23 protein-coding genes are annotated in these 20,960 nt (G+C 38.4%); 13 read left to right on the forward strand and 10 right to left on the reverse strand.

Going from position 1 to position 20,960, the window contains the following annotated elements; all coding sequences use genetic code 11:
- Positions 1-7 precede the first annotated feature (7 nt).
- Both hemL and hemE read left to right on the forward strand, forming a co-directional pair.
- Positions 8-1,312, forward strand: a complete 1,305-nt coding sequence (hemL, locus tag WC222_00775; protein ID MFA6914905.1) for a glutamate-1-semialdehyde 2,1-aminomutase — start codon at positions 8-10, stop codon at positions 1,310-1,312.
- 5 nt (positions 1,313-1,317) lie between these two features.
- Positions 1,318-2,382 carry a uroporphyrinogen decarboxylase gene (gene hemE / locus WC222_00780; GenBank protein MFA6914906.1) on the forward strand — a complete coding sequence of 355 codons (1,065 nt, stop codon included), beginning with the start codon at positions 1,318-1,320 and terminating at the stop codon, positions 2,380-2,382.
- A gap of 126 nt (positions 2,383-2,508) precedes the next feature.
- Here the strand turns inward: hemE and hemF are convergent, their stop codons facing one another.
- Complete coding sequence (hemF, locus tag WC222_00785) at positions 2,509-3,420, reverse strand: oxygen-dependent coproporphyrinogen oxidase (GenBank protein ID MFA6914907.1); 912 nt, start codon at positions 3,418-3,420, stop codon at positions 2,509-2,511.
- A gap of 244 nt (positions 3,421-3,664) precedes the next feature.
- Between hemF and WC222_00790 the strand changes: the two genes are divergently transcribed.
- Genes WC222_00790 through WC222_00800 form a run of 3 tightly spaced genes read left to right on the forward strand, consistent with a single transcriptional unit; the run spans position 3,665 to position 6,023 of the window.
- Entirely contained in the window at positions 3,665-5,101 is a 1,437-nt protein-coding gene (locus WC222_00790; GenBank protein MFA6914908.1) for a PhzF family phenazine biosynthesis isomerase, read from the forward strand.
- A 15-nt stretch (positions 5,102-5,116) separates the two neighbouring features.
- Entirely contained in the window at positions 5,117-5,530 is a 414-nt protein-coding gene (locus WC222_00795; GenBank protein ID MFA6914909.1) for a DUF2000 domain-containing protein, read from the forward strand.
- Between the two features lie 4 nt (positions 5,531-5,534).
- On the forward strand, positions 5,535-6,023 hold the full coding sequence (locus WC222_00800) for a YbaK/EbsC family protein (GenBank protein MFA6914910.1): 489 nt from the start codon (positions 5,535-5,537) through the stop codon (positions 6,021-6,023).
- Positions 6,024-6,083: 60 nt separating this feature from the next.
- On the opposite strand, the gene WC222_00805 is transcribed toward WC222_00800, so the two are convergent.
- The 4 genes from WC222_00805 to WC222_00820 all read right to left on the reverse strand — a co-directional run bounded on the left by WC222_00805 (position 6,084) and on the right by WC222_00820 (position 10,334).
- Positions 6,084-6,506, reverse strand: a complete 423-nt coding sequence (locus WC222_00805) for a hypothetical protein (protein ID MFA6914911.1) — start codon at positions 6,504-6,506, stop codon at positions 6,084-6,086.
- Positions 6,507-6,790: 284 nt separating this feature from the next.
- Entirely contained in the window at positions 6,791-7,021 is a 231-nt protein-coding gene (locus WC222_00810) for a hypothetical protein (protein MFA6914912.1), read from the reverse strand.
- A gap of 158 nt (positions 7,022-7,179) precedes the next feature.
- On the reverse strand, positions 7,180-8,238 hold the full coding sequence (locus tag WC222_00815) for an aldo/keto reductase (protein ID MFA6914913.1): 1,059 nt from the start codon (positions 8,236-8,238) through the stop codon (positions 7,180-7,182).
- A 38-nt stretch (positions 8,239-8,276) separates the two neighbouring features.
- Positions 8,277-10,334: a hypothetical protein gene (locus tag WC222_00820; protein MFA6914914.1), complete on the reverse strand. Its 2,058-nt coding sequence runs from the start codon at positions 10,332-10,334 to the stop codon at positions 8,277-8,279.
- A gap of 302 nt (positions 10,335-10,636) precedes the next feature.
- Between WC222_00820 and WC222_00825 the strand changes: the two genes are divergently transcribed.
- The 6 genes from WC222_00825 (at position 10,637) to WC222_00850 (ending at position 13,594) form a co-directional block, all read left to right on the forward strand.
- Positions 10,637-11,005 carry a hypothetical protein gene (locus tag WC222_00825; protein ID MFA6914915.1) on the forward strand — a complete coding sequence of 123 codons (369 nt, stop codon included), beginning with the start codon at positions 10,637-10,639 and terminating at the stop codon, positions 11,003-11,005.
- Between the two features lie 3 nt (positions 11,006-11,008).
- Positions 11,009-11,569 (forward strand): YtxH domain-containing protein, encoded by a 561-nt coding sequence (locus WC222_00830; GenBank protein ID MFA6914916.1) that lies wholly within the window; start codon positions 11,009-11,011, stop codon positions 11,567-11,569.
- 2 nt (positions 11,570-11,571) lie between these two features.
- Complete coding sequence (locus tag WC222_00835) at positions 11,572-11,871, forward strand: YtxH domain-containing protein (protein MFA6914917.1); 300 nt, start codon at positions 11,572-11,574, stop codon at positions 11,869-11,871.
- Between the two features lie 167 nt (positions 11,872-12,038).
- Positions 12,039-12,836 carry a hypothetical protein gene (locus WC222_00840; protein MFA6914918.1) on the forward strand — a complete coding sequence of 266 codons (798 nt, stop codon included), beginning with the start codon at positions 12,039-12,041 and terminating at the stop codon, positions 12,834-12,836.
- Positions 12,837-12,949: 113 nt separating this feature from the next.
- The gene (locus WC222_00845) at positions 12,950-13,246 is read left to right on the forward strand and encodes a hypothetical protein (GenBank protein ID MFA6914919.1); all 297 of its coding nucleotides are present in this window, start codon (positions 12,950-12,952) and stop codon (positions 13,244-13,246) included.
- A 75-nt stretch (positions 13,247-13,321) separates the two neighbouring features.
- Positions 13,322-13,594, forward strand: coding sequence for a hypothetical protein (locus WC222_00850; protein MFA6914920.1), 273 nt, complete (start codon positions 13,322-13,324; stop codon positions 13,592-13,594).
- Positions 13,595-13,668: 74 nt separating this feature from the next.
- On the opposite strand, the gene WC222_00855 is transcribed toward WC222_00850, so the two are convergent.
- Positions 13,669-14,256 carry a hypothetical protein gene (locus tag WC222_00855; protein MFA6914921.1) on the reverse strand — a complete coding sequence of 196 codons (588 nt, stop codon included), beginning with the start codon at positions 14,254-14,256 and terminating at the stop codon, positions 13,669-13,671.
- A gap of 128 nt (positions 14,257-14,384) precedes the next feature.
- On the reverse strand, positions 14,385-15,833 hold the full coding sequence (locus tag WC222_00860; protein MFA6914922.1) for a protein kinase: 1,449 nt from the start codon (positions 15,831-15,833) through the stop codon (positions 14,385-14,387).
- 247 nt (positions 15,834-16,080) lie between these two features.
- Between WC222_00860 and WC222_00865 the strand changes: the two genes are divergently transcribed.
- Positions 16,081-16,371, forward strand: a complete 291-nt coding sequence (locus tag WC222_00865) for a hypothetical protein (protein ID MFA6914923.1) — start codon at positions 16,081-16,083, stop codon at positions 16,369-16,371.
- 211 nt (positions 16,372-16,582) lie between these two features.
- Here the strand turns inward: WC222_00865 and WC222_00870 are convergent, their stop codons facing one another.
- Together WC222_00870 and WC222_00875 are read right to left on the reverse strand one after the other, a co-directional pair.
- A complete protein-coding gene (locus WC222_00870; GenBank protein ID MFA6914924.1) occupies positions 16,583-17,926 on the reverse strand; it encodes an ATP-binding protein in 1,344 nt (447 codons plus the stop codon).
- Between the two features lie 50 nt (positions 17,927-17,976).
- On the reverse strand, positions 17,977-19,119 hold the full coding sequence (locus tag WC222_00875) for an FIST N-terminal domain-containing protein (GenBank protein ID MFA6914925.1): 1,143 nt from the start codon (positions 19,117-19,119) through the stop codon (positions 17,977-17,979).
- A gap of 85 nt (positions 19,120-19,204) precedes the next feature.
- Here WC222_00875 and WC222_00880 point away from each other — a divergent pair, with 85 nt between their 5' ends.
- Positions 19,205-19,840 carry a hypothetical protein gene (locus tag WC222_00880; GenBank protein ID MFA6914926.1) on the forward strand — a complete coding sequence of 212 codons (636 nt, stop codon included), beginning with the start codon at positions 19,205-19,207 and terminating at the stop codon, positions 19,838-19,840.
- Between the two features lie 84 nt (positions 19,841-19,924).
- Here WC222_00880 and WC222_00885 read toward each other — a convergent pair whose 3' ends face one another.
- Positions 19,925-20,914 (reverse strand): exosporium glycoprotein BclB-related protein, encoded by a 990-nt coding sequence (locus tag WC222_00885; protein ID MFA6914927.1) that lies wholly within the window; start codon positions 20,912-20,914, stop codon positions 19,925-19,927.
- Positions 20,915-20,960 lie beyond the last annotated feature (46 nt).

Genomic DNA, 20,960 nt, shown 5'->3' on the forward strand with positions numbered 1-20,960 from the left:
AGAGATAATGAACAACAAGAAATCGAAAGAACTATTTAAATCAGCACAAAAAATATTGGTCGGCGGTGTTAACAGTCCCGTACGTTCATTTGGAGCTGTAGGAGGAGATCCCCTTTTTATCAGCAGAGCTGAAGGCTGCTATCTTTATACAGAGGATGGAGATGCTTTCATCGATTATGTGCTTTCATGGGGCCCCATGTTATTTGGACATGCCAATCCCATTGTCTTGAAAGCCATCCAAAAAGCCATGGAACATGGCACAAGCTTCGGAGCTCCTTGTAAGCAAGAAATTGAGCTTGCCGAATTGATCCGTCATTTTTTCCCCAGTTGTGAAAAGGTCCGCATGGTCAATTCTGGAACAGAGGCTACCATGAGCGTCATTCGACTTGCCAGGGGATTTACAAAGCGGAAAAGAATCATTAAATTTAAAGGCTGCTATCATGGACATGTGGATTCTTTGCTTGTACAGGCTGGATCAGGAGGGCTCACACATGGATATCCCGATAGCGCAGGCGTTTTACCCGAAGCTGTGCAGCATACAATTTTGTGCGACTATAACCAGATCGAAAGTGTAGCTGAGGCTTTCAAATCTTATCCTGAAGATATTGCTGCGCTTATTGTGGAGCCGGTCCCAGGAAATATGGGAGTCGTCTTACCCCAGAATAACTTTTTAAATGACATTCAAAAGCTTTGTCAAAAGCATGGGACGCTATTGATTTTTGACGAAGTCATGTCAGGATTTCGCGTCAGCCCAGGAGGCGCTCAGGCTGTCTTCAAAATAAAACCAGACTTGACCTGCCTAGGAAAAGTTATTGGTGCCGGCCTTCCTTGTGCGGCTTTTGGAGGGCGTGCTGAAATTATGGATTTTCTTTCCCCGTTAGGACCAGTCTATCAAGCAGGAACTCTCAGCGGAAACCCTTTAGCCATGGCTGCAGGCTCGGCTATGCTGCAGCATTTAAAAGATCACCCGGAGCTGTTTACTGCAGCAGAAAATATGCAAAAGAGATTGGTGCAAGGCTTTAAGCAGGTCATGCAAAAACGAGGAGCTCAATTTCAGATTAATAGCATAGGCACGATGTTCACCTTGTTTTTTACATCTAATCCTGTTAACAGCCTAAAAGATGTACAAACCGCTAATAAGGCGCAATTTGCTAGATTTTTTCAGGGGATGCTAGAAAAAGGCATCTACCTTGCCCCTTCTCAGTTTGAATCCAATTTCCTTTCCTCGGCGCATCATGAGAAAGAAATTGATCAAACTGTGGAAGCCTTTGAATCAATATTAGAATCAATACAACAAGTAGGTCAAAAATGACGACAATGGCGACAACAAAAGCGACAAAAATAACGCAGGAATATTCATATATCCAAGCTGCAAAATGTCAGCCAGTCCAACATTTTCCCATTTGGTTGATGAGGCAGGCTGGGCGGTATATGAAAGCTTATCAAAAGATGAGAGAAAAATACTCCATGAAGCAACTGATCACTACTCCAGAACTAGCCTGTGAGGTGACATTGCAGCCCATCGAAGCTTTCCATATGGATGCTGCGATCATATTTTCTGACATTTTGACTGTACCTGATGCTTTAGGGATTGGAATCGAATTTATCGACCAAAAGGGACCTGTTGCAAAGCATCCAATCAGATCCCAAAAAGATGTCGATCGGTTGAGGCCAGAGGAAATATCCGTCACTACAAGCTATGTGATGGAAGCCATTAAGCTTGCCAAAGAGGCCTTAAAGCCTCATAAAACCCCATTAATCGGTTTTGCCGGCGCTCCATTTACAGTCGCATCCTACATTGTAGGCAAAGGAGAAGGCCATGACCTAAACGAATTTATGGGCCTTATTTCAAATCAGCCTGCTTTGATTAAATCGCTGTTAGATAAGCTGACAGAAGCTACTATTATCTACCTAAATGAACAGATCAAAGCTGGGGTAGATGCTATTCAAATATTTGAATCTTGGTGCAATGTTTTGTCGTGGAATTCCTTCAAAGAGCTCTCTTTGCCTTATCTCAAGCAAGTGATTAGTCGTTTAGATAATCCTAATAACATCCCTGTGACTGTGTTTGGCACAACTTTTTCTGTTTTTTATCCTTTAATTGAAGGCATCGGGGCTGATGTAATTAGCATCGATTCTAGGATAGACATCTCTAATGTCAGGAAAGTTGTGAAGCCAACGATCGCTTTGCAAGGCAATTTGGATCCTTATTTCCTCTTATGCAGCAAATCTGTATTGGAAAAAGAGGTGATGAGCATTTTGAAATCGATGCAAGGAACTAAAGGATATATTTTTAATTTAGGTCATGGTGTTACGCCCAACGTACCAGAAGATAATGTCAAATTTTTAGTGGATCTTGTCAAAAATTTCCCTGCGGGTTAGATGAGATTGAATGCAGCCGTCTTAATCATGGATTTTCATTATGCTAAACAATTAGCGTAATGAAAATCCATATTAGTGGTGCTATTTTCTACTCATATCCTCAATAGGGAGACTTCAAAAATATATTCAAATCCATTTTTTAGGGTTTTTAATGACTTCCATTAATTTTCCTTCTGGAGATCCAGGCTGAAATTGATGTTTGAATTCCCATGCCACATAAGGTGGGAGTGACATCAAAATATTTTCTGCATTGCCTCCAGATTTGAGCCCAAAGTGCGTGCCTACATCGTATAATAAATTGAATTCGACATAGCGCCCTCTCCTTATTAATTGCCATCTTTTTTGAGCTTCGGTATAGGCATCTTTTTTGCGTCTATTCACAATAGGAATATACCCTTCAGTAAAGGCGCGAATGCAATTTTCAACCCATTGATAAATCTGTTCTGCAGGCCTTCCATCCATGCGTAAGGAAAAAATGCCGCCGATTCCTCGGTGTTCTTTGCGATGGGGCAAATAAAAGTAGCTGTCGGCTTCTTGCTTTAACTTTTCATACAATCCCTTTTCACAAGGGTCACAGGCATCCTTTAGCGTCTGGTGAAAATGCACTCCATCTTCATCAAACAAATAGTAAGGAGTCAAATCTGTCCCGCCGCCAAAAAACCAAGTTACGACTTTACCTTTCTCATCTTCAATCTCAAAATAACGGTAATTAGCATGGATGGTTGGTACCATGGGGGAGTTAGGATGCAAGACAATGCTGATGCCTGTAGCAAAGTAGCTAAATTTCGCAGGATCAATTTGCTGCTCGATGGAAAGCATTTTTACCATATCTCCAAAGACTTTTCCTCGCACCGTAGAAACGCTCACACCGCCTTTTTCTAGAACGGCTCCATTAGAAAAAATATTGGCAGAACCCTGCCCATTAAGCTCTGTAGAAGTCCAAGGATGCGGTTCAAATTGCTTTTTGTCGATTTCACTTAAAGCTTGACAAATGTTTTTTTGTCCTAGGGTAACGCATTCTACCATCCTATCTCGCATTGCTTTCACAGGCCCTCTCCTTTAAGTAGTTCTAATATTTTGTTATACGTTTCAATCGAACCATAAAAAAAAATTCATGTAAAGAATAAAGAAATATTAGTTATTTAGTTTGCATGCAATTCGCAAAGGGATTAAGTCCAAATTAATTACAGGGTTAATTGTTGATAAATGTAAGCAAGTAAGTGAATTTTCATATCGACTAAAATTCCAATTTAGAATATCATTCTAATTGTATGAGGTGAATATGAAAACCAAGCAACTTATCAGAGCCATTGTAAATTTATTTTTCCCTTTAGTGGAGGCAACTTTTTTTAATGCTAAAGACGGGGCGGAGGAAATCATTAATTCCTTCTCTTCACATAAAGAAGACCAAGAGATCAACCGAAACTATTCAGAGAGTCCCAGCATAGAACAGCTCAAAAGCGGTAAAAAAGTAAAAACAATGTTGTATTCCTTGGAGGAAGGGTGTCTGCGTTTACGTATGGATTTAAATTTCTTCTTCGATTTGCACAAACAACTAGAATCCGTGTTGATCACAGAAGCTGATATAGGAAATACCGGTAATGAAAATTGGGAACGATCAATAGATCAAATTATTAGCCAATACTTTAGAAACAAAGAAATAACCCTTGAAGCGGCAACACAAAAAGATAAACGCGAATTAGTCGTATTATTGCAACGCCAAGGACTCTTTGATTACAAAGAAGCTTCAGCATACATAGCCTTAAAAATCCAAACATCACGCGCTACCGTCTATAACTATCTCAAGACTGCTACAAGCCTGAAAAAAGTACAAGTACATCAAGTGGATGCATTTACTGATAAGCGCTTTGGAGGAAACCCTGCAGGTGTAGTGTTAGATGCAGAATATCTAGATGAGCCCACGATGAAAAAACTCACACGCGAGTTAAACCTTTCAGAAACAGCCTTTGTCCTCCCAAGCGAGGCGGGAGACTTTCGTTTACGTTATTTCACTCCTACAGGTCATGAAATCGGATTTTGTGGACATTCGACTGTAGGCGCCCTTTTTACTATAGCCCACGAAAAACGCTTTGGAATCGAACAAAAAGGCATACACAAATTTCTCGTTGAGACAATGTGCGGGCTCTTACATATGGAGACCATTGCTGAAGGGGAAGATAAAATTTATGTCGCCTATGAGTCTCCCAAAGTAGATCTTAAGATGTCTAAAATCACTCCTAAAATGATCGCGGATGCGGCAGGCGTTTCAGAGGAAGTTTTTGCCAGTTATCCTGTGCAGTATGATGCAACAACAAAAATCCTATTTATTACTGTAAAAGACTTAGCACTATTAAAGACGATTGAACCTAATCCAAAGTCCTTTGGTACTTTCTGTAAAGAGCATCAGTGTGTTGTTATTTGTATGTTGACACCGGAAACATTCGATATGAAGCATCAGTTTCATATGCGTTGTTACGCCCCCATGGTAGGAATACCCGAAGATCCTTTTACCGGATCTGTATTAGGAGGTTTGGCAGCATATGTCCATCAAAACAAGCTCTTGAAAAAAGAAGACACAGTTTTCTGGGTGGAACAAGGGCATTTTGTAGATAGACCGGGATTTGTAAAAGTGGAATTTTCGGTCGAGGATCAGAATTACAAGGTAAAGGTGTATGCGCAAGCAATCCACTGTTTTACTACAGAGATAAATGTAAGTTAAGGAGATGATAATAACATGTTTAATACAAAACTAGTCGCGATTATTAATAAACAGATAGAGCCCGGTGTAGCTATGAATGCCTTAGCCCACCTGTCTTTGGGCTTTGGAGCCGCCCATACAGCAGAAGAGGTCCATTTGATGAATTTTCAAGATGCAGAGAAAACCATTTATCCTAACATTTCAAAGATGCCCTACATCATATTGCAGGCAAAAAATTCTAATCAGCTGCAAACACTTTTTCAACATGCGCAGGAGAGGGGAGTTGAGTATACTGTATTTACCGAAACGATGACTCAAGGAACTTGGCAAGATCAGGAAGTAAGGACCCAGCAAACGAAAAAAGAACAATTGCAGTTTTACGGAATGGTCTTGTTCGGTCCTAAAGAGGTTATTGCTGAATTAACCAAAAAATTCTCATTGTGGAGGTAGAAGAATGGAACAACGTTCACTACCTCAAAGCGCTCAGAATGTTCAGGATTATCTGAGACAACGAGGATATACCTATCAAGTTAAAGAGCTGCCGGATACGACGCGTAGTGCAGAAGAAGCTGCTAGAACAATAGGCTGTTCAGTTTCGCAAATCGCAAAATCCTTAGTATTCAAAGATAAGAAAACACAAAGACCGGTACTCATTATCGCTTCGGGATCAAATCGTGTAGATTTGCAAAAAATTACGCATGCTACCGGTCTCGAGTTGGAAAAAGCGGATGGTAAGTATGTGAAAGAACGCATAGGTTTTGCTATTGGAGGTGTTCCGCCAGTAGCGCACCAAGAAGAAGTTATTATTTTCTTAGATGAAGAATTAAAGAAATATGAACTTTTATGGGCGGCTGCTGGAACGCCATTTTCAGTATTTCAATTGCTTTCATCAGATTTGCAGCCATTGACTAATGGAAAATACATCGACCTAAAACAGGCTTAGAACACGGTCTTAAAAAAGCACTCTCTCAAAGAGAAGGGATGAGAGAGTGCTTTCATGGGCTTAATATTGACGATTCAGCTCTTGATTCAAAAGATTTGAATCTCTGTTTAGGTCTTGATTGAGCTGATTCTGATTATTCTGCTGATTTTGATTGTATTGGTAATTTTGGTTTTGGGCTGAATCCGGATTTGCATACTGTTCAGCATTGTTTAGATCAATGGGCTGAACCCATCCGTTGCCTCCATTATCGTACCATCCGCCATTGGTATAGCCTTGGTTTAAGCCTTCATCATAACCTCTGTTAACTCCTTGATTGTAACCACGATTGTAGTTTCGGTGGTCTTGATAGGAGTTATTATAGGATCTATTATAATTTCCCGATTGTTGATGGGCAGGTGCAGCTCTTTCAGCACCTTCTAAATGAGGATACTGAAGAGTTAATCCGATGACAGCAGCAAGCAGAAATTTATTGAGAATGTCCATAGGGCCTCCATGTTTTTACAACTCAAACTCTTAAACCATTATATATTTTTTGACCTATGGATATATTTTTCATCTTGAATCTAAAAATATTTAGCCTAGGATCTAGTCTTTTTTACCTAGGATAAGGCCATTTGCCTTTCTATATTAATTAATATTTTATAATTATAATAAAGCGTGAAGGTTAATTTATTATTATTGGAGGATTTATGAAAGTAATTAAGAAAATATTTCTTTTAAGCGCAGTTCTCTCCTTATTTTCCGTTCTCCCAGGATCCTACTCATCATTATATGGCTTTGAAAGAGGCGGCGGCGGTTTCAATCGTTCGGACGGTGGTAATTTCAATCGATCTAACAGCAATTTCAATCGATCTAACAGCAATTTTAATAGGGGAAATAGTAACTACGATAGGAATAACCACTATAGTGGGGCATATCATGCAGGAGAGAATGAAGGGAGTAGCAACAGCGGCAATACCTATGTCCAACCAAATGAGAATTTTGATCAGTTGATGCAATATTCAAATCCAAATTCTGCACTGAACCAAAACAAGAAGTATAATCAGAGCCAGGGACAATAACCCAAATGAAGCGTTCCCTAGTATAGGAGTGCCCTCGAAAAGTCGCCGACACTCCTATACACTAGGACAAGGTTACCCTCATGGCATATACGAGATCAAACAGGAGAAGGATTTAGCTCTTTAAAACCTCGCTGATGCCAATAAGGATAGGGGAGTGGAAGTGCGCTTACCTTATCTAAACGGGAAATCTGCTCTGCATTTAAATTCCATCCGATAGCGCCTAAATTGTCTTTTAGCTGTTCTTCAGTCCGGGCTCCCACAATAACATTGGCAACTGTAGGTCTTTGTAAAAGCCAGTTAATGGCAATTTGTGGGACTGTTTTACCTGTTTCTTTAGAGATTTCTTTCAATACGTCCACAACATTGTAAAGATACTCTTCATTCACTGGCGGCCCAAATTGCGCTGTATCATGCAGCCTGCTGACAGCTGGGGGGTTGGGATGCTGTCTATCAATCTTACCTGTCAGCCTTCCCCAGCCTAAAGGGCTCCAAACTAGCAAGCCTATACCTTGATCTATTGCTAATGGCATAAGTTCAGATTCATAGTCCCTGCCTATAAGCGAATAATAACCTTGATATGCAATATAACGTTCCAGTCCATATTTTTCTGAGACTGATAAAGATTTCATGAGATGCCAGCCGGAAAAGTTGGAACAGCCAATATAGCGGACTTTTCCACTTTGAACTAAATTCTCCAAAGTGCGCAGTGTCTCTTCCACAGGCGTAAAAGCATCAAACCCATGCAACTGATAAAGGTCAATGTGGTCCACGCCCAAACGTTTAAGGCTTCCTTCACAGGCATTGATCAGGTGATGGCGTGAGGAACCTACATCATTGGGGTCATTATCGCTGAAACGGAAAGTTGCTTTTGTCGAAATGAGAATGTTTTGAGTGCGGCCCTTGATGGCAGCTCCGAGGACTGCTTCAGATGCACCCCTGGAATAAATATCGGCAGTATCGAAGAAATTTACACCATTTTCCAGACAGATGTCGATAAGACGGCTGGCCTCTTTGACATCAGTCTCACCCCATGCTTTAAAGAGCTCGCCTTGGCCCCCAAAAGTTGCTGTTCCAAAACTTAAAACAGGTACTTTGAATCCACTGCGGCCTAATTGTCTGAATTCCATAAATACCTCTTTTTTTAGGGAATTCATGGTCATGCCGACAAATTATTTCTTTGGCAAGTAGGTATTTACTCTTTATATTTGCGGAATAAATTAGCCACTTCTTTAAGTGTAATCGAATCATCATTAGAAATGAGCTTACAGAGAACAGTTCGTATTTCGGGGGGTAAAAGAAGAAACGCTGTATCTCGGTAAGCATCCGGATGGGGTTTAACACAAACAGTGTAATTATTTTGGTGATTGAGGACCGTTTGAAAATACCGAGGAAGCTCAATCCCTGTAAGGCGAAAATATAATATTGCCCCCAATGCAAAATTGTCTGAGCCCTTTACTGCAATGTGATAAGCATAATTATCTTCTGCGAGTAAAGCAACAGTTGTTGCATTTATTGCTTTTTCAGAAATATATGTTTCCGTGCCTTGGGAAAGGCCCGGTGGATTTTTATTCGCAAAAATAAAAGGATTTTTAATATAAGAATGTAGTTGTTGCGCGCTATATAAGTCGCAAAATACAGCTTTAGGTCTATCCGAGGAAGTATTCGTTATTAGTATGTTTTCAGGTTTGAGGTCGCTATGTGTAAAGGAAAGCTCATGCAGGATGGCTAAAGCAATAATTTCATATAAGCAAAGACCCATGATTTTTTTTTGACGTTTTTGCAGTATCTCTTTATGCAAAGAGATTTCATCTGCTCGCATCAAATATAGCTCTTTACCGGCGATAAATAATTTATTATTAACTGTCTCTAACTGGATTTTGTAATATTGTTTACGCATCAGATAGTCAGAATAGCTAAGTTTATCTTCTTCTAAATTTCTTTCCAATTCGGTTAATTGTTTTGCAATGCGCCGTGTAAATGTAAGGATGTCGTTGCTTAAAGTTGTGTAGTTTCGTGAAAATTTTTGGATTTTATCGTTAAAATAAATGCATACCCCTCTGGAATCGGAATCGCATTTATCTGTGATCATCTGATGGGGTTCCAATACATACGTATGAGGATTCGATTGTATTACAATGATTTTGGGGCCTTTAGGATCTTCAGAAAATGCTTCAGGGTATTCTTTTCTTAATTCGGCTTTATTTTCTTCCACCTTTGCGTGTATTTGTCGTGTTTTAGCCACCTCGTTAATGACGAATTGAGTTCCGATTTTATCACTTTTTAAAGCAATCCATTTACCTGTAGATAGTTTTATTCCGAAATGGACCTCGCTCCAACCACCCCGTTTGGGAGGGCTAGTCATGGCATAGATCTGAGTGGTAATTTTCAGGCCTTTACGTACGTTAACTGCGAAGAGATTTAGAGTAGGTGTCAGTTCATGAATCCAGATTTTCCTTTCAAAGGGGCATGTGGCCAGAGTATTCAGAGCTAAAACAGTCAATTCATCCATAGTTTTTGAACTTACGGGCAAAGACGTGTTATGTTTGAAAAAAATGATTTCGTTTTCTGATTTCTCACCGAATCGCTTGTATCGGCTTACATCATGTACTATTTTAGGAGTAACAGGTGATAATGGGACAAATTTTTGCAAAAGCTGAACAATATGCGATGCTGTGAGGGAGTCGATATCAAAAAATATTTTATGGAACATCTCTTGGATATCAGGTGGAAGTAAGAGAAAAAAAGGGTCTTCAAAACTCTCTTTTTTTACAATAATACCTTTTTTAAACATCTTTCCGCAGGTCGTCGAGTTATAATCATATCTGACTCCGCAACCGGTTAGGTATCCAAAAAAAAAGATTCCAAGACAAAAGAGATCCTGTTTTTTTAAAGCTAAATTATAAGCGGATTCGTCTTCATTGACTAAAGCTATATTTAGCTTTTTAAGAAGGGCAAAGCTTGTCGTCATAAAGTTGGATGCGGGTAAAGGATCCCTTTCTTTATTAATTTTGAGGGGTAAATTGGAGTTGTGTAAAAGCTCAAGCCCCAAAGCTTCATTAAGGCAGTAGGGAAGGATTTGCAGTTGTTGTGTTTTAATTTCAGAAACGCTATCGATTGAAATAGGTAAGGATGCAGTGTCAGGAGCAGCTTGCTCCACTAAGGATGTTTTTTTTATTTCATCCATTGCAAGATCTTTCTGAGTTATAAAAGAACCAGTAGACGAAGATGCAATACCTAAAATAGCTGACATAGAATAATCCTAAAAAGACGTCATTATAACATTTAGTAACGTTTGATATAAATTGTAATAAATTAATTGTCGCGCTTCTTATAAGAAGAACTATTATATCGTAAAATAAATCGCTATGTTACATCTTAAATAGATTATATTAACGATATTTTCATTAAAAAAGAGCTATCAAGAGCTATTGTGAGCGGAAATGTCAGAGTATCTGACACTTAAAAAATCACCTTGATTTGACAAAGAAAGAAAGATAATGACATTCTTAAAAATGGATCGGTGAGTGTCTAAGATAGTCGGAGGAGAGATCTATGAATATCGAAACTTCAGTCGCCATAGCAGTAATATTTTTCGTCTTACTTGCTATCACCTTCATTTATACCCTCATTTTGTTGCAAAGGCTCCTAGTAAAAGTGGACCGTACCCTTTCTGAAACTGAAAGGAAATTGAGTTCTTTGGATCCCACCCTGCAAGCCATTACAGATGTTGGGGAGATGCTCGAGAAAAAAACCAAAAAAATCAAAAAAGATAGAGAGATAATAGAAGCATACGAAGAACTGGGGAAAAGTGACCGCAAAGTTGAAGCTAATATTAATCGCAAAGAATCGTACACAGACGACTTAGTTGAATGGTTGATCGTTAGTATAAAATTAGGCGAAAGGTTTTTTAACCGGAGGTAAGTTATGTATCACGAAAGAAATAGCATTGGATTTCTGAAAGGGGCTCTACTTGGAGGATTAGCTGCCGGTATTACCGGTTTACTCTTGGCTCCAAGATCAGGTAGAGAACTTCGTAATGGAATCGTTGATGGATATAATTCTGTCTCACAAAGTACAAGCGACTTTGCAGATGAGTTAAGAAAAAGAGGCCATCATTTATTCCACGGACAAGAAGAAGAAACAAGCTCCAATTCTTCAATGCTTATAGGATTAGCCTGTGGTGGTATTCTTACTGCCATCGTAACCCTATTATTGGCTCCAGAATCTGGAAGCAAGCTTAGAGCTCGCTTAGGAAATCAATACTGCGATATCCGTGAAAAAGCGGAAGACTTCGTACATCAAGTAGGTGAAAAAGGTCACGATGCTGTAGAGCATCTAGAAGACTGGAAAGATACTTTATTAACAATAGTCAATAAACTCAATTCAAGTAGTGCTAAGAAAGGCAAATCTGAAGTTCTAGAACAAATAATGGATTGGGCAGGTCTTGGCTTAAATGTTTTGCACCAGTTGCAAAAAAGGAGATAGCTATGGCTATTGAAAATAAGGAATTTATTATAGGAGCACTCATAGGTAGTGGTATTGCCGCCGCTACCGTGCTGCTCTTTACACCGCGTTCAGGGGCTAAAGTCAGGGAATTCGTACAGGATTTAGTCGCAGGTGAAATAAATAAATCAAATAATGGTCATCGAAGCACAAGGTTTGCTGCCAATGGAAAAAAAGCACCTACTTCACATAGTAAAAGTGTTCATAAAAAACATCCTGTAAAGGATGAACATCATGAAAAACACATTGCGAAAAAAGCCCCAAGACGAAAACCAGTAGCCTAATTTTCCTTTTAGGTTCTGCGGGCAAGAAGCCCGCAGAATATTTGCTTGTTACCGAAATTAGGAAGCACTCAAAAGGAAGAACATTTCACTCTTCGTATTCCAAGAAATCACTTTATTGTAATTCCATATTCCTGTTTTCTTATGAAATGAATCAAAGGAGACAGCGCATGAAAGTTCATTACTACATAATTTTCTTAGCATTATTTACATTCAATTTGAATGCCCAGGGTTATACTGTAGAAAAACAAGGTAATATTACCTCCATCAACAATAATGCGGATGTTGTATCCTACACAGGCAAGAAAAATGATCCTAACTATGTTGTTTCTTTGAAAACTAAATATAATGGTTTAAAAGATACAGCCAAAATCGATCAGCTCCTTAAACAACAAAATTACATCGAAGTTCTCAACCACCTTTGGACGGAGCCGGATGCAAATAAACGCCGTCAGTGGTTAGAGGCAAGAGTGAATCAAGGCCATCCAATCTTGATGTTTGAACTGGGCGAAGAGTATTATGCACAAAATCCTACCATCCAGACCTTTGTCTTAAAAACAATGCCTTGGTTGATGTCAGGCACTCGCCGTACCTTGATAGATGCAGCTTGTACATCAGACCAGAGTGTAATGGCAGCGCCAGAGTTACTTTTAGTGACTTATCGCGATAGGGTCCTAAATGATTTGCTCGTGAAAAATTCACAAGAAGATCTGCAGAAATTTATCACTGAGAACTCGAAAGAATTTCAGAAGAACAACATTGCCATATTGAAACAAGTATTAACTCCCTTAGTAGGACCTAATGCCGACTCATTACCTTCGGCAAGCTGGGTTTATCCTCATGGACTAGCAGCTTTCACTGGTTCTAAAAATACTATTCCCGCAACGCAATGTACTGAATTACGTAAAAAAGAGGCGCAACAATTTCTAGATCAAATTAGCAAGATGGAAGAAACTCTAAAAAATTAATCCTATTCCCTAGGGGGATATTTATCCCCCTTCTAATAATAATGGATCAGTTGGATAAAATATTGTTTATAGATTACTATTTAGATAAAGATATTAATCTAAGGGAGGGGAATATGAGAGCTATCACACTTTTTGCCTTCGCGCTGTTATTATCAGTCATCCAGACACCTAACTTACAAGCGTTAAGACAGATGGAACAAGGGCATTTTCAAAACCGTGAAAATAATAACTCAGGTAACTATAACTATAACAATAGTAATCAAAATAATGGGGCAGATGAGGAAAGCAATAATGAAAAGATGAACTTTATCCCTATCTATAGTGAAGATGTAAATGGAGTAGAGACATTCTCCACTACGCCCTTTGAAAAGACCGAGGCTCCACAAAAGACAGCTCCTCCACAGAAGTGAATAGTTACTAATAAAAAACTAAATACTGCTTTTTTATTCTTTATATGCTAAAATTCAATAAATTTTAGTATGTATATGCCATCTTTAATATCAGAAATATCTAGGATCATTATCGATCCAGTAAAAAACGTATTTGAAATCGCTGCAGAAGTAAAAGAAACAGCGAAGAGTAAGATAAGTAAACTCACTGCCCAGCGGTTAAGTAGGTTATTTGCAGAAATAAAGAACATTATTGAATTGGGTAAAATACCTTATCGAATGATCAGTAAGGATAATTTCTTTAAGCTGTCAGAAATTGATTATAAAGACGCCAACCCTCTCATCGATAGAATATTGTACATTAAATAAGATAGAGGAATACCTTATCCTAGTATAGAAGTCATCATATCATAATGTATGGATGCGCTCATTCCACATTGGATCTACAGAGCTGCCCAGAAAAAGCTTTTGATCATGACGAATTCAAGCCATAAGGTGGGATTACTATCAAAGATTGAGATGTCGGATACATTGGCTAGGCGCATAAATTTGAAGCTGTTGCGTGGGTTCTGGGAAAGAATACGCTCTTTTACTAGGAAATAATCTTCATAGGAGTGTTTAGGAAAATATACATGCGTAAAGAAAAGTTTTTCCCCGGATAGACTGACATACTCATACTTAAAGCCTAAATAGTTATTGTACAGATAGAAAATACCAACAGGATTACCATCCGAGGTTTTAAAAAGCAGCACTCTACTATATTTTGAATCCTCAGACGGATAAACTTCAGCTATTAACTTAACATTTCCCTCAGAATCTTTTAAAAGCCTTTGATCATCTTTGTATTCAATATAACCTACTAAATACTCAGATTGGTCTTCAGATAAATATTTGATTTTTGTTTGGAGACTACCCCATCCAGTGCCGACCCAGAAATTATTAACTGGAGTATCTATTGTGAGAGCGCCGGCATTTAAGTTATATGAGAAGAATAAGACTAATATTAAGAGGACGCGTGTAATGTAATGCATGTTTCATATGCCGGAATTATTAAAATATATATAATTTTATTATAATTAGGTTAGTTTGTAAATGTAAATGTTATGTTTAGAGGCGATATATGCCTCTTCGACCTTTGCCGATGCTTGAAATAGGGAGATTAGTTAAGAGGATTTAACATTTCTTGCAATCGAGTATTTAATTCCTCCATCGTAGGCCTATTTTTAGGATTTTGAGTGAGAGCATCCTTGATAAGCATATCCATAGGATTATTTGGATCTAGGTCTGCTATAGGTTGTCTCATCTCTTGGAAAGCTTGATATAATATTTCTTCGGAAGGCACGTCATTTGCCTGATTCAATTCCACATTTTGTTGCCATTCAAGTCGTTCGCCGTGTGTGGTTTGGTAGCATAAAAGTCCAAAAGTCCACACATCATTTGGCTCGCGTATATCCAAAACATATTTAGAATACTGTTCGTACACTTTATCTCTTTCATTTAATAATCCATTCAACTGTTCATTCAATTCGGGATTATCAGGATCATTATCGAGAGCCTCATTTAGCTCTTCTATTCCTCTTTCAATATTTTGATACTCAATAATTTTTAGGGATACTACCGCTTTCTCTGGTGAAAATGTGCGAACAGTACCTCCAGTATTATTTATGACTTCACCATCCCTCACCCTTTCAGTTTGGCCAAAATCAATTAACCGGGTACTCCATTGAGTAGGGGAGGATGGATCAAATTTAAACATCACATTGTCATCTTTAATATCATTGTGGATAATTTTGTGAGAATGGAGATCAGCGAGAGTATGGGCAAGGTTTGCAAGATAAAAAACTTGATCTGTCATCGTATTTGATTTAATTGCATCTTTAAACGTTCCGCCTTCACAATAAGGCTGCATGATCACTAGCTGCCCCTCGCAACTTGCTATTCTAGTAGCGCCACAGCATCCTGCAATATCATTGATCAATGTCAGACCTGAAACTTCTCTATCAATATTCAGTGGATTAGTGTGTTCTGGTTTAAGGATTGTAACAGCCACTATGTCGTTTGTTTCTTGGATAGTTCCAACACTCATTGTTTTGTAATTTCCTTGAGTACCGGAATTGTTGTCTAAGACTGTAGTTTCATGGAACGTATTTCCATCACTATCTTTAAGAGTAAGAAAAATGCTGTGGATTTTTTGATTCTTTTCCGTGGGATCCTGAGGCTTAATTTGATGATTTTCCAGAGAAGGGGATGGGGAAATATCATTATGAAAAGATAATTTCATTTCGACTACGTGACGCGGATTGACATTAGGGAAAATGCTTTGGAGTTTATTAATTCTAGCTTCTTGCGGAGTTGTAACATGGGAAGATTTTGTAGGATGACTAAGAGTATTTACTCCCTGTGATTGACTCCAAAAACGTTTATATTCGTTTTGATCTTGGTTAACTGCTTCATTTTCACTATGTGGACTAACTGAGCTAGACCCTGGGGGTTTTGGGGTTGTTACTTCCCCGTAGGCATCCACATTTGATTTTTGTACAGGGGCAGTTGCAGGAACATGGAAGGATTCAAAATGAGGTGTAGCGCTTTGCCCGCCAATTGTACTCATGCTAACCTTTTTAATAATTAATTAATGTATTATTAAAAAATTTACAAATAGCCTTATTATTAAAATAACACATATTAATAATGATTAAAAATTATTATCTTACTGAACGTGATAAATCTAAATGTAAATATATGAAGCGCTGTGTCTTCAATAATCTGAAAAATTTTTATATAGACTAACAGAGATTTACAACATCTTAATTTTAATGATTTAAAATTAAGTTGATAAATAAAAATGTGGAGTTTGTATGTTAGTTACTGAACCACAATATTCCTATCCTTCAGAAAATGATCGTATTATTGAAGGTATTTCGAATGATTTGAATTCCGTAGAATATTCTATGTCTATTTCTTCTGTAATGTGGGGAGAAGAGGGCTTAATTCGCTTTGGACATGCTGAACATGATATTAACACCTGGTCGTGGACTCTCTCTAGTTCATTGGATAAATTAAATTTAATGGAAAGTGAAAGTAGCTCTAAATATGATTGTTTAAATAAAATTATCATACTTAGGGAAAAAATTTATTCGTTCCTATAAATAGATAATAGTTATATAAATGGTTATACTTAAAAGGCTTTTACTATCCCTACTTAGAGTTAAGTAGAAGAGCACTTTAGAGGCAAAACAATCTTTAGGATAGAGGGACTTGAAATTGAAAATCAAGTCCCCGAAATATTTTCTATGCAAAACACTTAGTTAGCACGCTCCTATGGAATACGTGAACTAGAAGGGTGAATGTGCGTAAGGCTCAAGAGATCTTTGCAGGCAATGTTAAAATAAACCGAGCGCCTTTTCCAATACCATCGCTTTGAGCAACCAACTCTCCACCCATCTCTTTAGCAAAAAGTGCACTGCTATGTAAACCAAAGCCATGCCCATCCATTTTTGTCGTAAATCCAAAAGAAAATATTTTTAATAAATTACTCGAATCAATACCACAGCCACTATCTTCAACAATAAGTTGTACAAAACCATTTTCAAGTAAATTTATACGAATTCTTAAATTTCTTTGAGTCTTTACTGTCAATAAGGCATCTATAGCATTGCGTATCAGATTTTCTAAAATTTGTAAAAGTTTGCTTCTGTCGGTCAAAATGTTTGGAATAGGAGTATAATCAAACAACAAAGCTATATTATATTTTTGTAAATCTTTTTGATATACCAAGAGCAAATTATCTAAAATTAATTTCAGATTGATGCTTTCGTTCATATTAGTCATTCGACTAGAGGACTGCTGGATATTAATAATACTTTTTATATGCTCTATTTTTTTAGAGATGGCTTCAATTTCAAAATCAGAACTTTTGCGTTCATTTTTCCAAAATTCATCTAATGTCACTATGTAATCAAGTAAGTATTTGCCTTTTGGATCTTCCGTTAAAAAAAAAGTTAGATTTTCCTTATGACTTTTAATCATAGAAGCCAATTTTGTTAGCTTTCCCTCCTCTGAGAAATAAAGGCTTTCTTTAAGCTTTGTTAGGCCAATATTAACCGAGTTTAGAACATTACCCACATTATGTAACACACTAGTAGCAACTTGCATCATTCCAGCTTCTCGTGCTGATGTTACCAGCTGCTTTTGTAAATCAATTTCTCTTTGTAATGCTAATTGATGCTGCAAAGCAATTGTAATATCTCTTAAAACGCAAATTTTATATTTTTTCTGACTTAAGGATATTTCTGAAATAGACAATTCAATAGGGAGGCTAGATCCATCACTTTTTAATATTTGAAATACATGTAAATTCCCTTCTTTATGCAAAGTGATATCAGAAAAGGGTGGTGTTGTCTTAAAAATAGATATATCTTTTCCTATAAGTTCTTGTTCGGTTTCATTAAGTTCAAAAAAAGTTATGACAGAATGATTGCAAATGACTATTTTGTTCTCATTGTTAAAAATCAAGATACCATCCGATGCAGCCTCTAAAATGAATCTTAAACGAGCTTCTCTATCAGTAAGCTCATATGCAAGTTCCCGAAGCTCTTCCGTACTTATTTCTAAAGACTGCTTTCCAAGATGGTGATCACGCTCATAGTGTTCATAAGAACGGTTCACTGCCGCTAAAAAATCCTGCCATGCTGGCGTGATCATTGATGGGTTAGTATATCTTTTTAATTGTCGCTGCAAAAGACTTGTAAACATCATCTCTCAGAAATCGTAGTAATTGTCATCGTTTGGTTGTGAAGTTCACAGCCAGTCCCCATACGAGTAGGAGCAATTTCACCATAGGAATAAAATCCTATTATTTTGGCATTTCCTATTACATCACGCACGCCTTCAATTTCTTCTTCTGTTCTCTGATCGAGCACGTTGCGTCTCCCAACACAACTTATGAGTACTGCTAATTCAGGACTTTCGTTACCAATCATTTCATAGCTTAAACTCGCTGCTTCAATTGCACCATCTACAAGCCTGTCAAAATTAGCTTTCATTAGCTGTGCATACCATCCTTCAGGGACATCTCCAGCAAAAACCATGCTTTGCTCTTCTTCGTTGATTCCTAAAATGGTTCTGACTAAAGGCTCTGCAGTTAAGTTTGGCCGTATTGCAAGTGGAAAAAGCAAGGCTGACCCGGGAAGATCCTTGGATTGATCGCCAAGATATTTTTTGTACAATTCTAAAGCCGATTTGCCATCCAGTTCGTAAAGAATATTACCGGATGATTTTGTAATTTTCCTTTCAATCCCAAATGGATCCCAGCCACCCATAGAGCCCACCCCAAATCGCAGATGGCTTCCATAAAAACCAACAACTATAATTTCTCCCACTTTAGGTGGAGCGTCTACTCCGACAATAGTTTTTTCAAAGCGAGTTCCATCCCCAGCTAGACCGCCTGTAACTAAGGTGGTTATCGGTACTGTTGACAATAGTCCCTTAACTAGCTCTGTACCATTAACGAGATGTCCGTCTGATAGCAAAAAAATATGCTTTAAGCCATCTTTATGTAAACGGTTTCCAACGGATTCACCCGCTTCAAAGCTATTTGCAACTTCATTGATATTAATACGTTGGATTTCGATATGAGAATCTTTTTCAAAAACTATTGAAGTCGCAATAATCGAGAGATCTTCTATATTCAATCCTACAATATTTCCAGAAGTTGATGAAAGAGCAATATGAGCGTTAGGATATAAATGTTTTAGTTCCTGAAATCGCTCTTCCGTTTCCAAAATGAATCGATCACCAAAAGCTAAGACAAAATCAGCGTTATCATTTTGTGCAAATTCAGAAAAGGTTGTTTGCCAACCTTTAGCTTCAGACCATTTTTTTTGTTCTATTTTCATAAACGCCCTTTTTCTACCTCAAATAACATTTTGACATAGAAAAAGCTACATGATAAGGAGCTTTATAGAACAAAAAGGGAATAAAATGACTAATCATCGCATTTTAGTTATTGATGATAACGAATCTATCCATTCGGATTTCAAAAAAATACTAACGCCATCAGTAAATCCTTCTACAGAATTACTTCAGGAAATGAACGCAAAACTTTTTGAAGAAGAAGCGATAGAAAAACCTGCCCTTCCCCCTTTTATCATCGATTCATCCTATCAAGGAGATGATGGAGTTTCTCTTGTAAGAAGCTCTATTGAAAAAAGTAAGCCTTATGCTGTTGCCTTTGTGGATATCCTCATGCCGCCTGGTAAAGATGGAATCGAAACTATTAATGAAATTTGGGACCTAGATTCAGAAATACAAACTGTTATTTGTACCGCTTACAACAAGTATAGCTGGGGAGAAATCATTAATCGCCTTGGAGAATCCGATAGATTATTTATATTGAAAAAACCCTTTGATCCTATTGAAATTATCCAACTTGCTAGTTCTCTAACAAAGCGGTGGAATCTCAATAGAGCTATTCAAAATGAATTTTCGGCACTAAAAAGAATGCCAAAAAAAGAAAATACAGACATGAAAAAATCATTAGATACCTTGGAAAGTGCCGTTAATCATCTTAAAACGGTAAATGAAAAACTCAACAAACAGATCAGAAGGCAGTTCTAACACGCGCAGAAGTAGCTACTCGCTATGCTTTAACAAGCCCAGAAAAGAGTACGGCTTTAACGGCCGTACTCTAATTAGAATCATCTATTCAAGTGTTATTCCAGCACTAGCAAATCCACTGACTGTATTTGTTAGCGAAATCCCAGTAGAAGTTATGGAATATACCATAAGCAACCGCGTTTGAGATGTTACAGGTATAGATAGTCCCGTGGTTATCCCGTTACTAATTGTCCCGGTACTTACTATTCCCGTTAAAGGAGGGGCTAAGGTAACCAAAGCTCCAGGAATAGGAGCGAATGTATTGTCCGGCGTCGTTGACGAGTACAGCTGTGCTGTTATATCGATGGTAGTACCTACAAGATTTAATGGAACGTTAATGCTAAAGAAGGCTGACATTGAAGTGATTGTGCCATCTCTAGGCATTGAAAAGGCGTAACTACCAAGCGTAGTAGAATCAATAAATCCTGTGGAAACATCAACACCCGATAACGAACTTCCAAAACCAATGAGAGCGCCTGTACCGGATGTTCCAGTAATAATGGAAGTCATAACAGCAGGATCTTGTCCCGAAGCATAGGAAATGATTGCACCAGGTCCTGAAGGACCGGTTGCTCCCGTTGCTCCAGTTGCTCCCGTGGGGCCTATTGGACCATCTGGACCTGTTGCTCCGGTTGCGCCCGTGGGGCCTATTGGACCATCGGGTCCTGTTGCTCCGGTTGCGCCCGTGGGGCCTATTGGACCATCGGGTCCTGTTGCTCCGGTTGCGCCTGTGGGGCCAATTGGACCATCGGGTCCTGTCGCTCCGGTTGCTCCTGTGGGGCCAATTGGACCATCGGGTCCTGGGGGTCCTACAGGTCCAATGGGACCTTGCGCGCCTGTAGCTCCGGCAGGGCCAACGGGGCCTTGAGGACCTGTTGGACCAGCAGGTCCTGGAGGACCGACAGTAGCATCTTGTTCTTGAATAACTTGTAATGTTCCTTCACTACGGCTAGGAACTGAATTAGGAAAGGCGTGTACACCTTGAGTTGTCAAAACAAAGGTAAACATGAAAAAAGAGAATAGTTTTTTCTTCACAGAGTCTCCGGTTTTTTACGTGATGCTCGAAATCTTTTATTTTAAG

The organism is Parachlamydiales bacterium, from assembly GCA_041671045.1.
Lineage (GTDB): Bacteria > Chlamydiota > Chlamydiia > Chlamydiales > JABDDJ01 > JABDDJ01.

What these genes read in the sequence shown, in the direction of transcription:
- WC222_00860 (MFA6914922.1), bottom strand. Translation starts at nt 15,833, where the DNA reads ATGAGTACAATTGGCGGGCAAAGCGCTACACCTCATTTTGAATCCTTC.
- WC222_00830 (MFA6914916.1), top strand. Translation starts at nt 11,009, where the DNA reads ATGTATCACGAAAGAAATAGCATTGGATTTCTGAAAGGGGCTCTACTT.
- WC222_00790 (MFA6914908.1), top strand. Translation starts at nt 3,665, where the DNA reads ATGAAAACCAAGCAACTTATCAGAGCCATTGTAAATTTATTTTTCCCT.
- WC222_00840 (MFA6914918.1), top strand. Translation starts at nt 12,039, where the DNA reads ATGAAAGTTCATTACTACATAATTTTCTTAGCATTATTTACATTCAAT.
- WC222_00855 (MFA6914921.1), bottom strand. Translation starts at nt 14,256, where the DNA reads ATGCATTACATTACACGCGTCCTCTTAATATTAGTCTTATTCTTCTCA.
- WC222_00815 (MFA6914913.1), bottom strand. Translation starts at nt 8,238, where the DNA reads ATGAATTCCCTAAAAAAAGAGGTATTTATGGAATTCAGACAATTAGGC.
- hemF (MFA6914907.1), bottom strand. Translation starts at nt 3,420, where the DNA reads ATGCGAGATAGGATGGTAGAATGCGTTACCCTAGGACAAAAAAACATT.
- WC222_00805 (MFA6914911.1), bottom strand. Translation starts at nt 6,506, where the DNA reads ATGGACATTCTCAATAAATTTCTGCTTGCTGCTGTCATCGGATTAACT.
- WC222_00845 (MFA6914919.1), top strand. Translation starts at nt 12,950, where the DNA reads ATGAGAGCTATCACACTTTTTGCCTTCGCGCTGTTATTATCAGTCATC.
- WC222_00820 (MFA6914914.1), bottom strand. Translation starts at nt 10,334, where the DNA reads ATGTCAGCTATTTTAGGTATTGCATCTTCGTCTACTGGTTCTTTTATA.
- hemE (MFA6914906.1), top strand. Translation starts at nt 1,318, where the DNA reads ATGGCGACAACAAAAGCGACAAAAATAACGCAGGAATATTCATATATC.
- WC222_00850 (MFA6914920.1), top strand. Translation starts at nt 13,322, where the DNA reads ATGCCATCTTTAATATCAGAAATATCTAGGATCATTATCGATCCAGTA.
- WC222_00880 (MFA6914926.1), top strand. Translation starts at nt 19,205, where the DNA reads ATGACTAATCATCGCATTTTAGTTATTGATGATAACGAATCTATCCAT.
- WC222_00795 (MFA6914909.1), top strand. Translation starts at nt 5,117, where the DNA reads ATGTTTAATACAAAACTAGTCGCGATTATTAATAAACAGATAGAGCCC.
- WC222_00870 (MFA6914924.1), bottom strand. Translation starts at nt 17,926, where the DNA reads ATGATCACGCCAGCATGGCAGGATTTTTTAGCGGCAGTGAACCGTTCT.
- WC222_00800 (MFA6914910.1), top strand. Translation starts at nt 5,535, where the DNA reads ATGGAACAACGTTCACTACCTCAAAGCGCTCAGAATGTTCAGGATTAT.
- WC222_00875 (MFA6914925.1), bottom strand. Translation starts at nt 19,119, where the DNA reads ATGAAAATAGAACAAAAAAAATGGTCTGAAGCTAAAGGTTGGCAAACA.
- WC222_00825 (MFA6914915.1), top strand. Translation starts at nt 10,637, where the DNA reads ATGAATATCGAAACTTCAGTCGCCATAGCAGTAATATTTTTCGTCTTA.
- hemL (MFA6914905.1), top strand. Translation starts at nt 8, where the DNA reads ATGAACAACAAGAAATCGAAAGAACTATTTAAATCAGCACAAAAAATA.
- WC222_00865 (MFA6914923.1), top strand. Translation starts at nt 16,081, where the DNA reads ATGTTAGTTACTGAACCACAATATTCCTATCCTTCAGAAAATGATCGT.
- WC222_00835 (MFA6914917.1), top strand. Translation starts at nt 11,572, where the DNA reads ATGGCTATTGAAAATAAGGAATTTATTATAGGAGCACTCATAGGTAGT.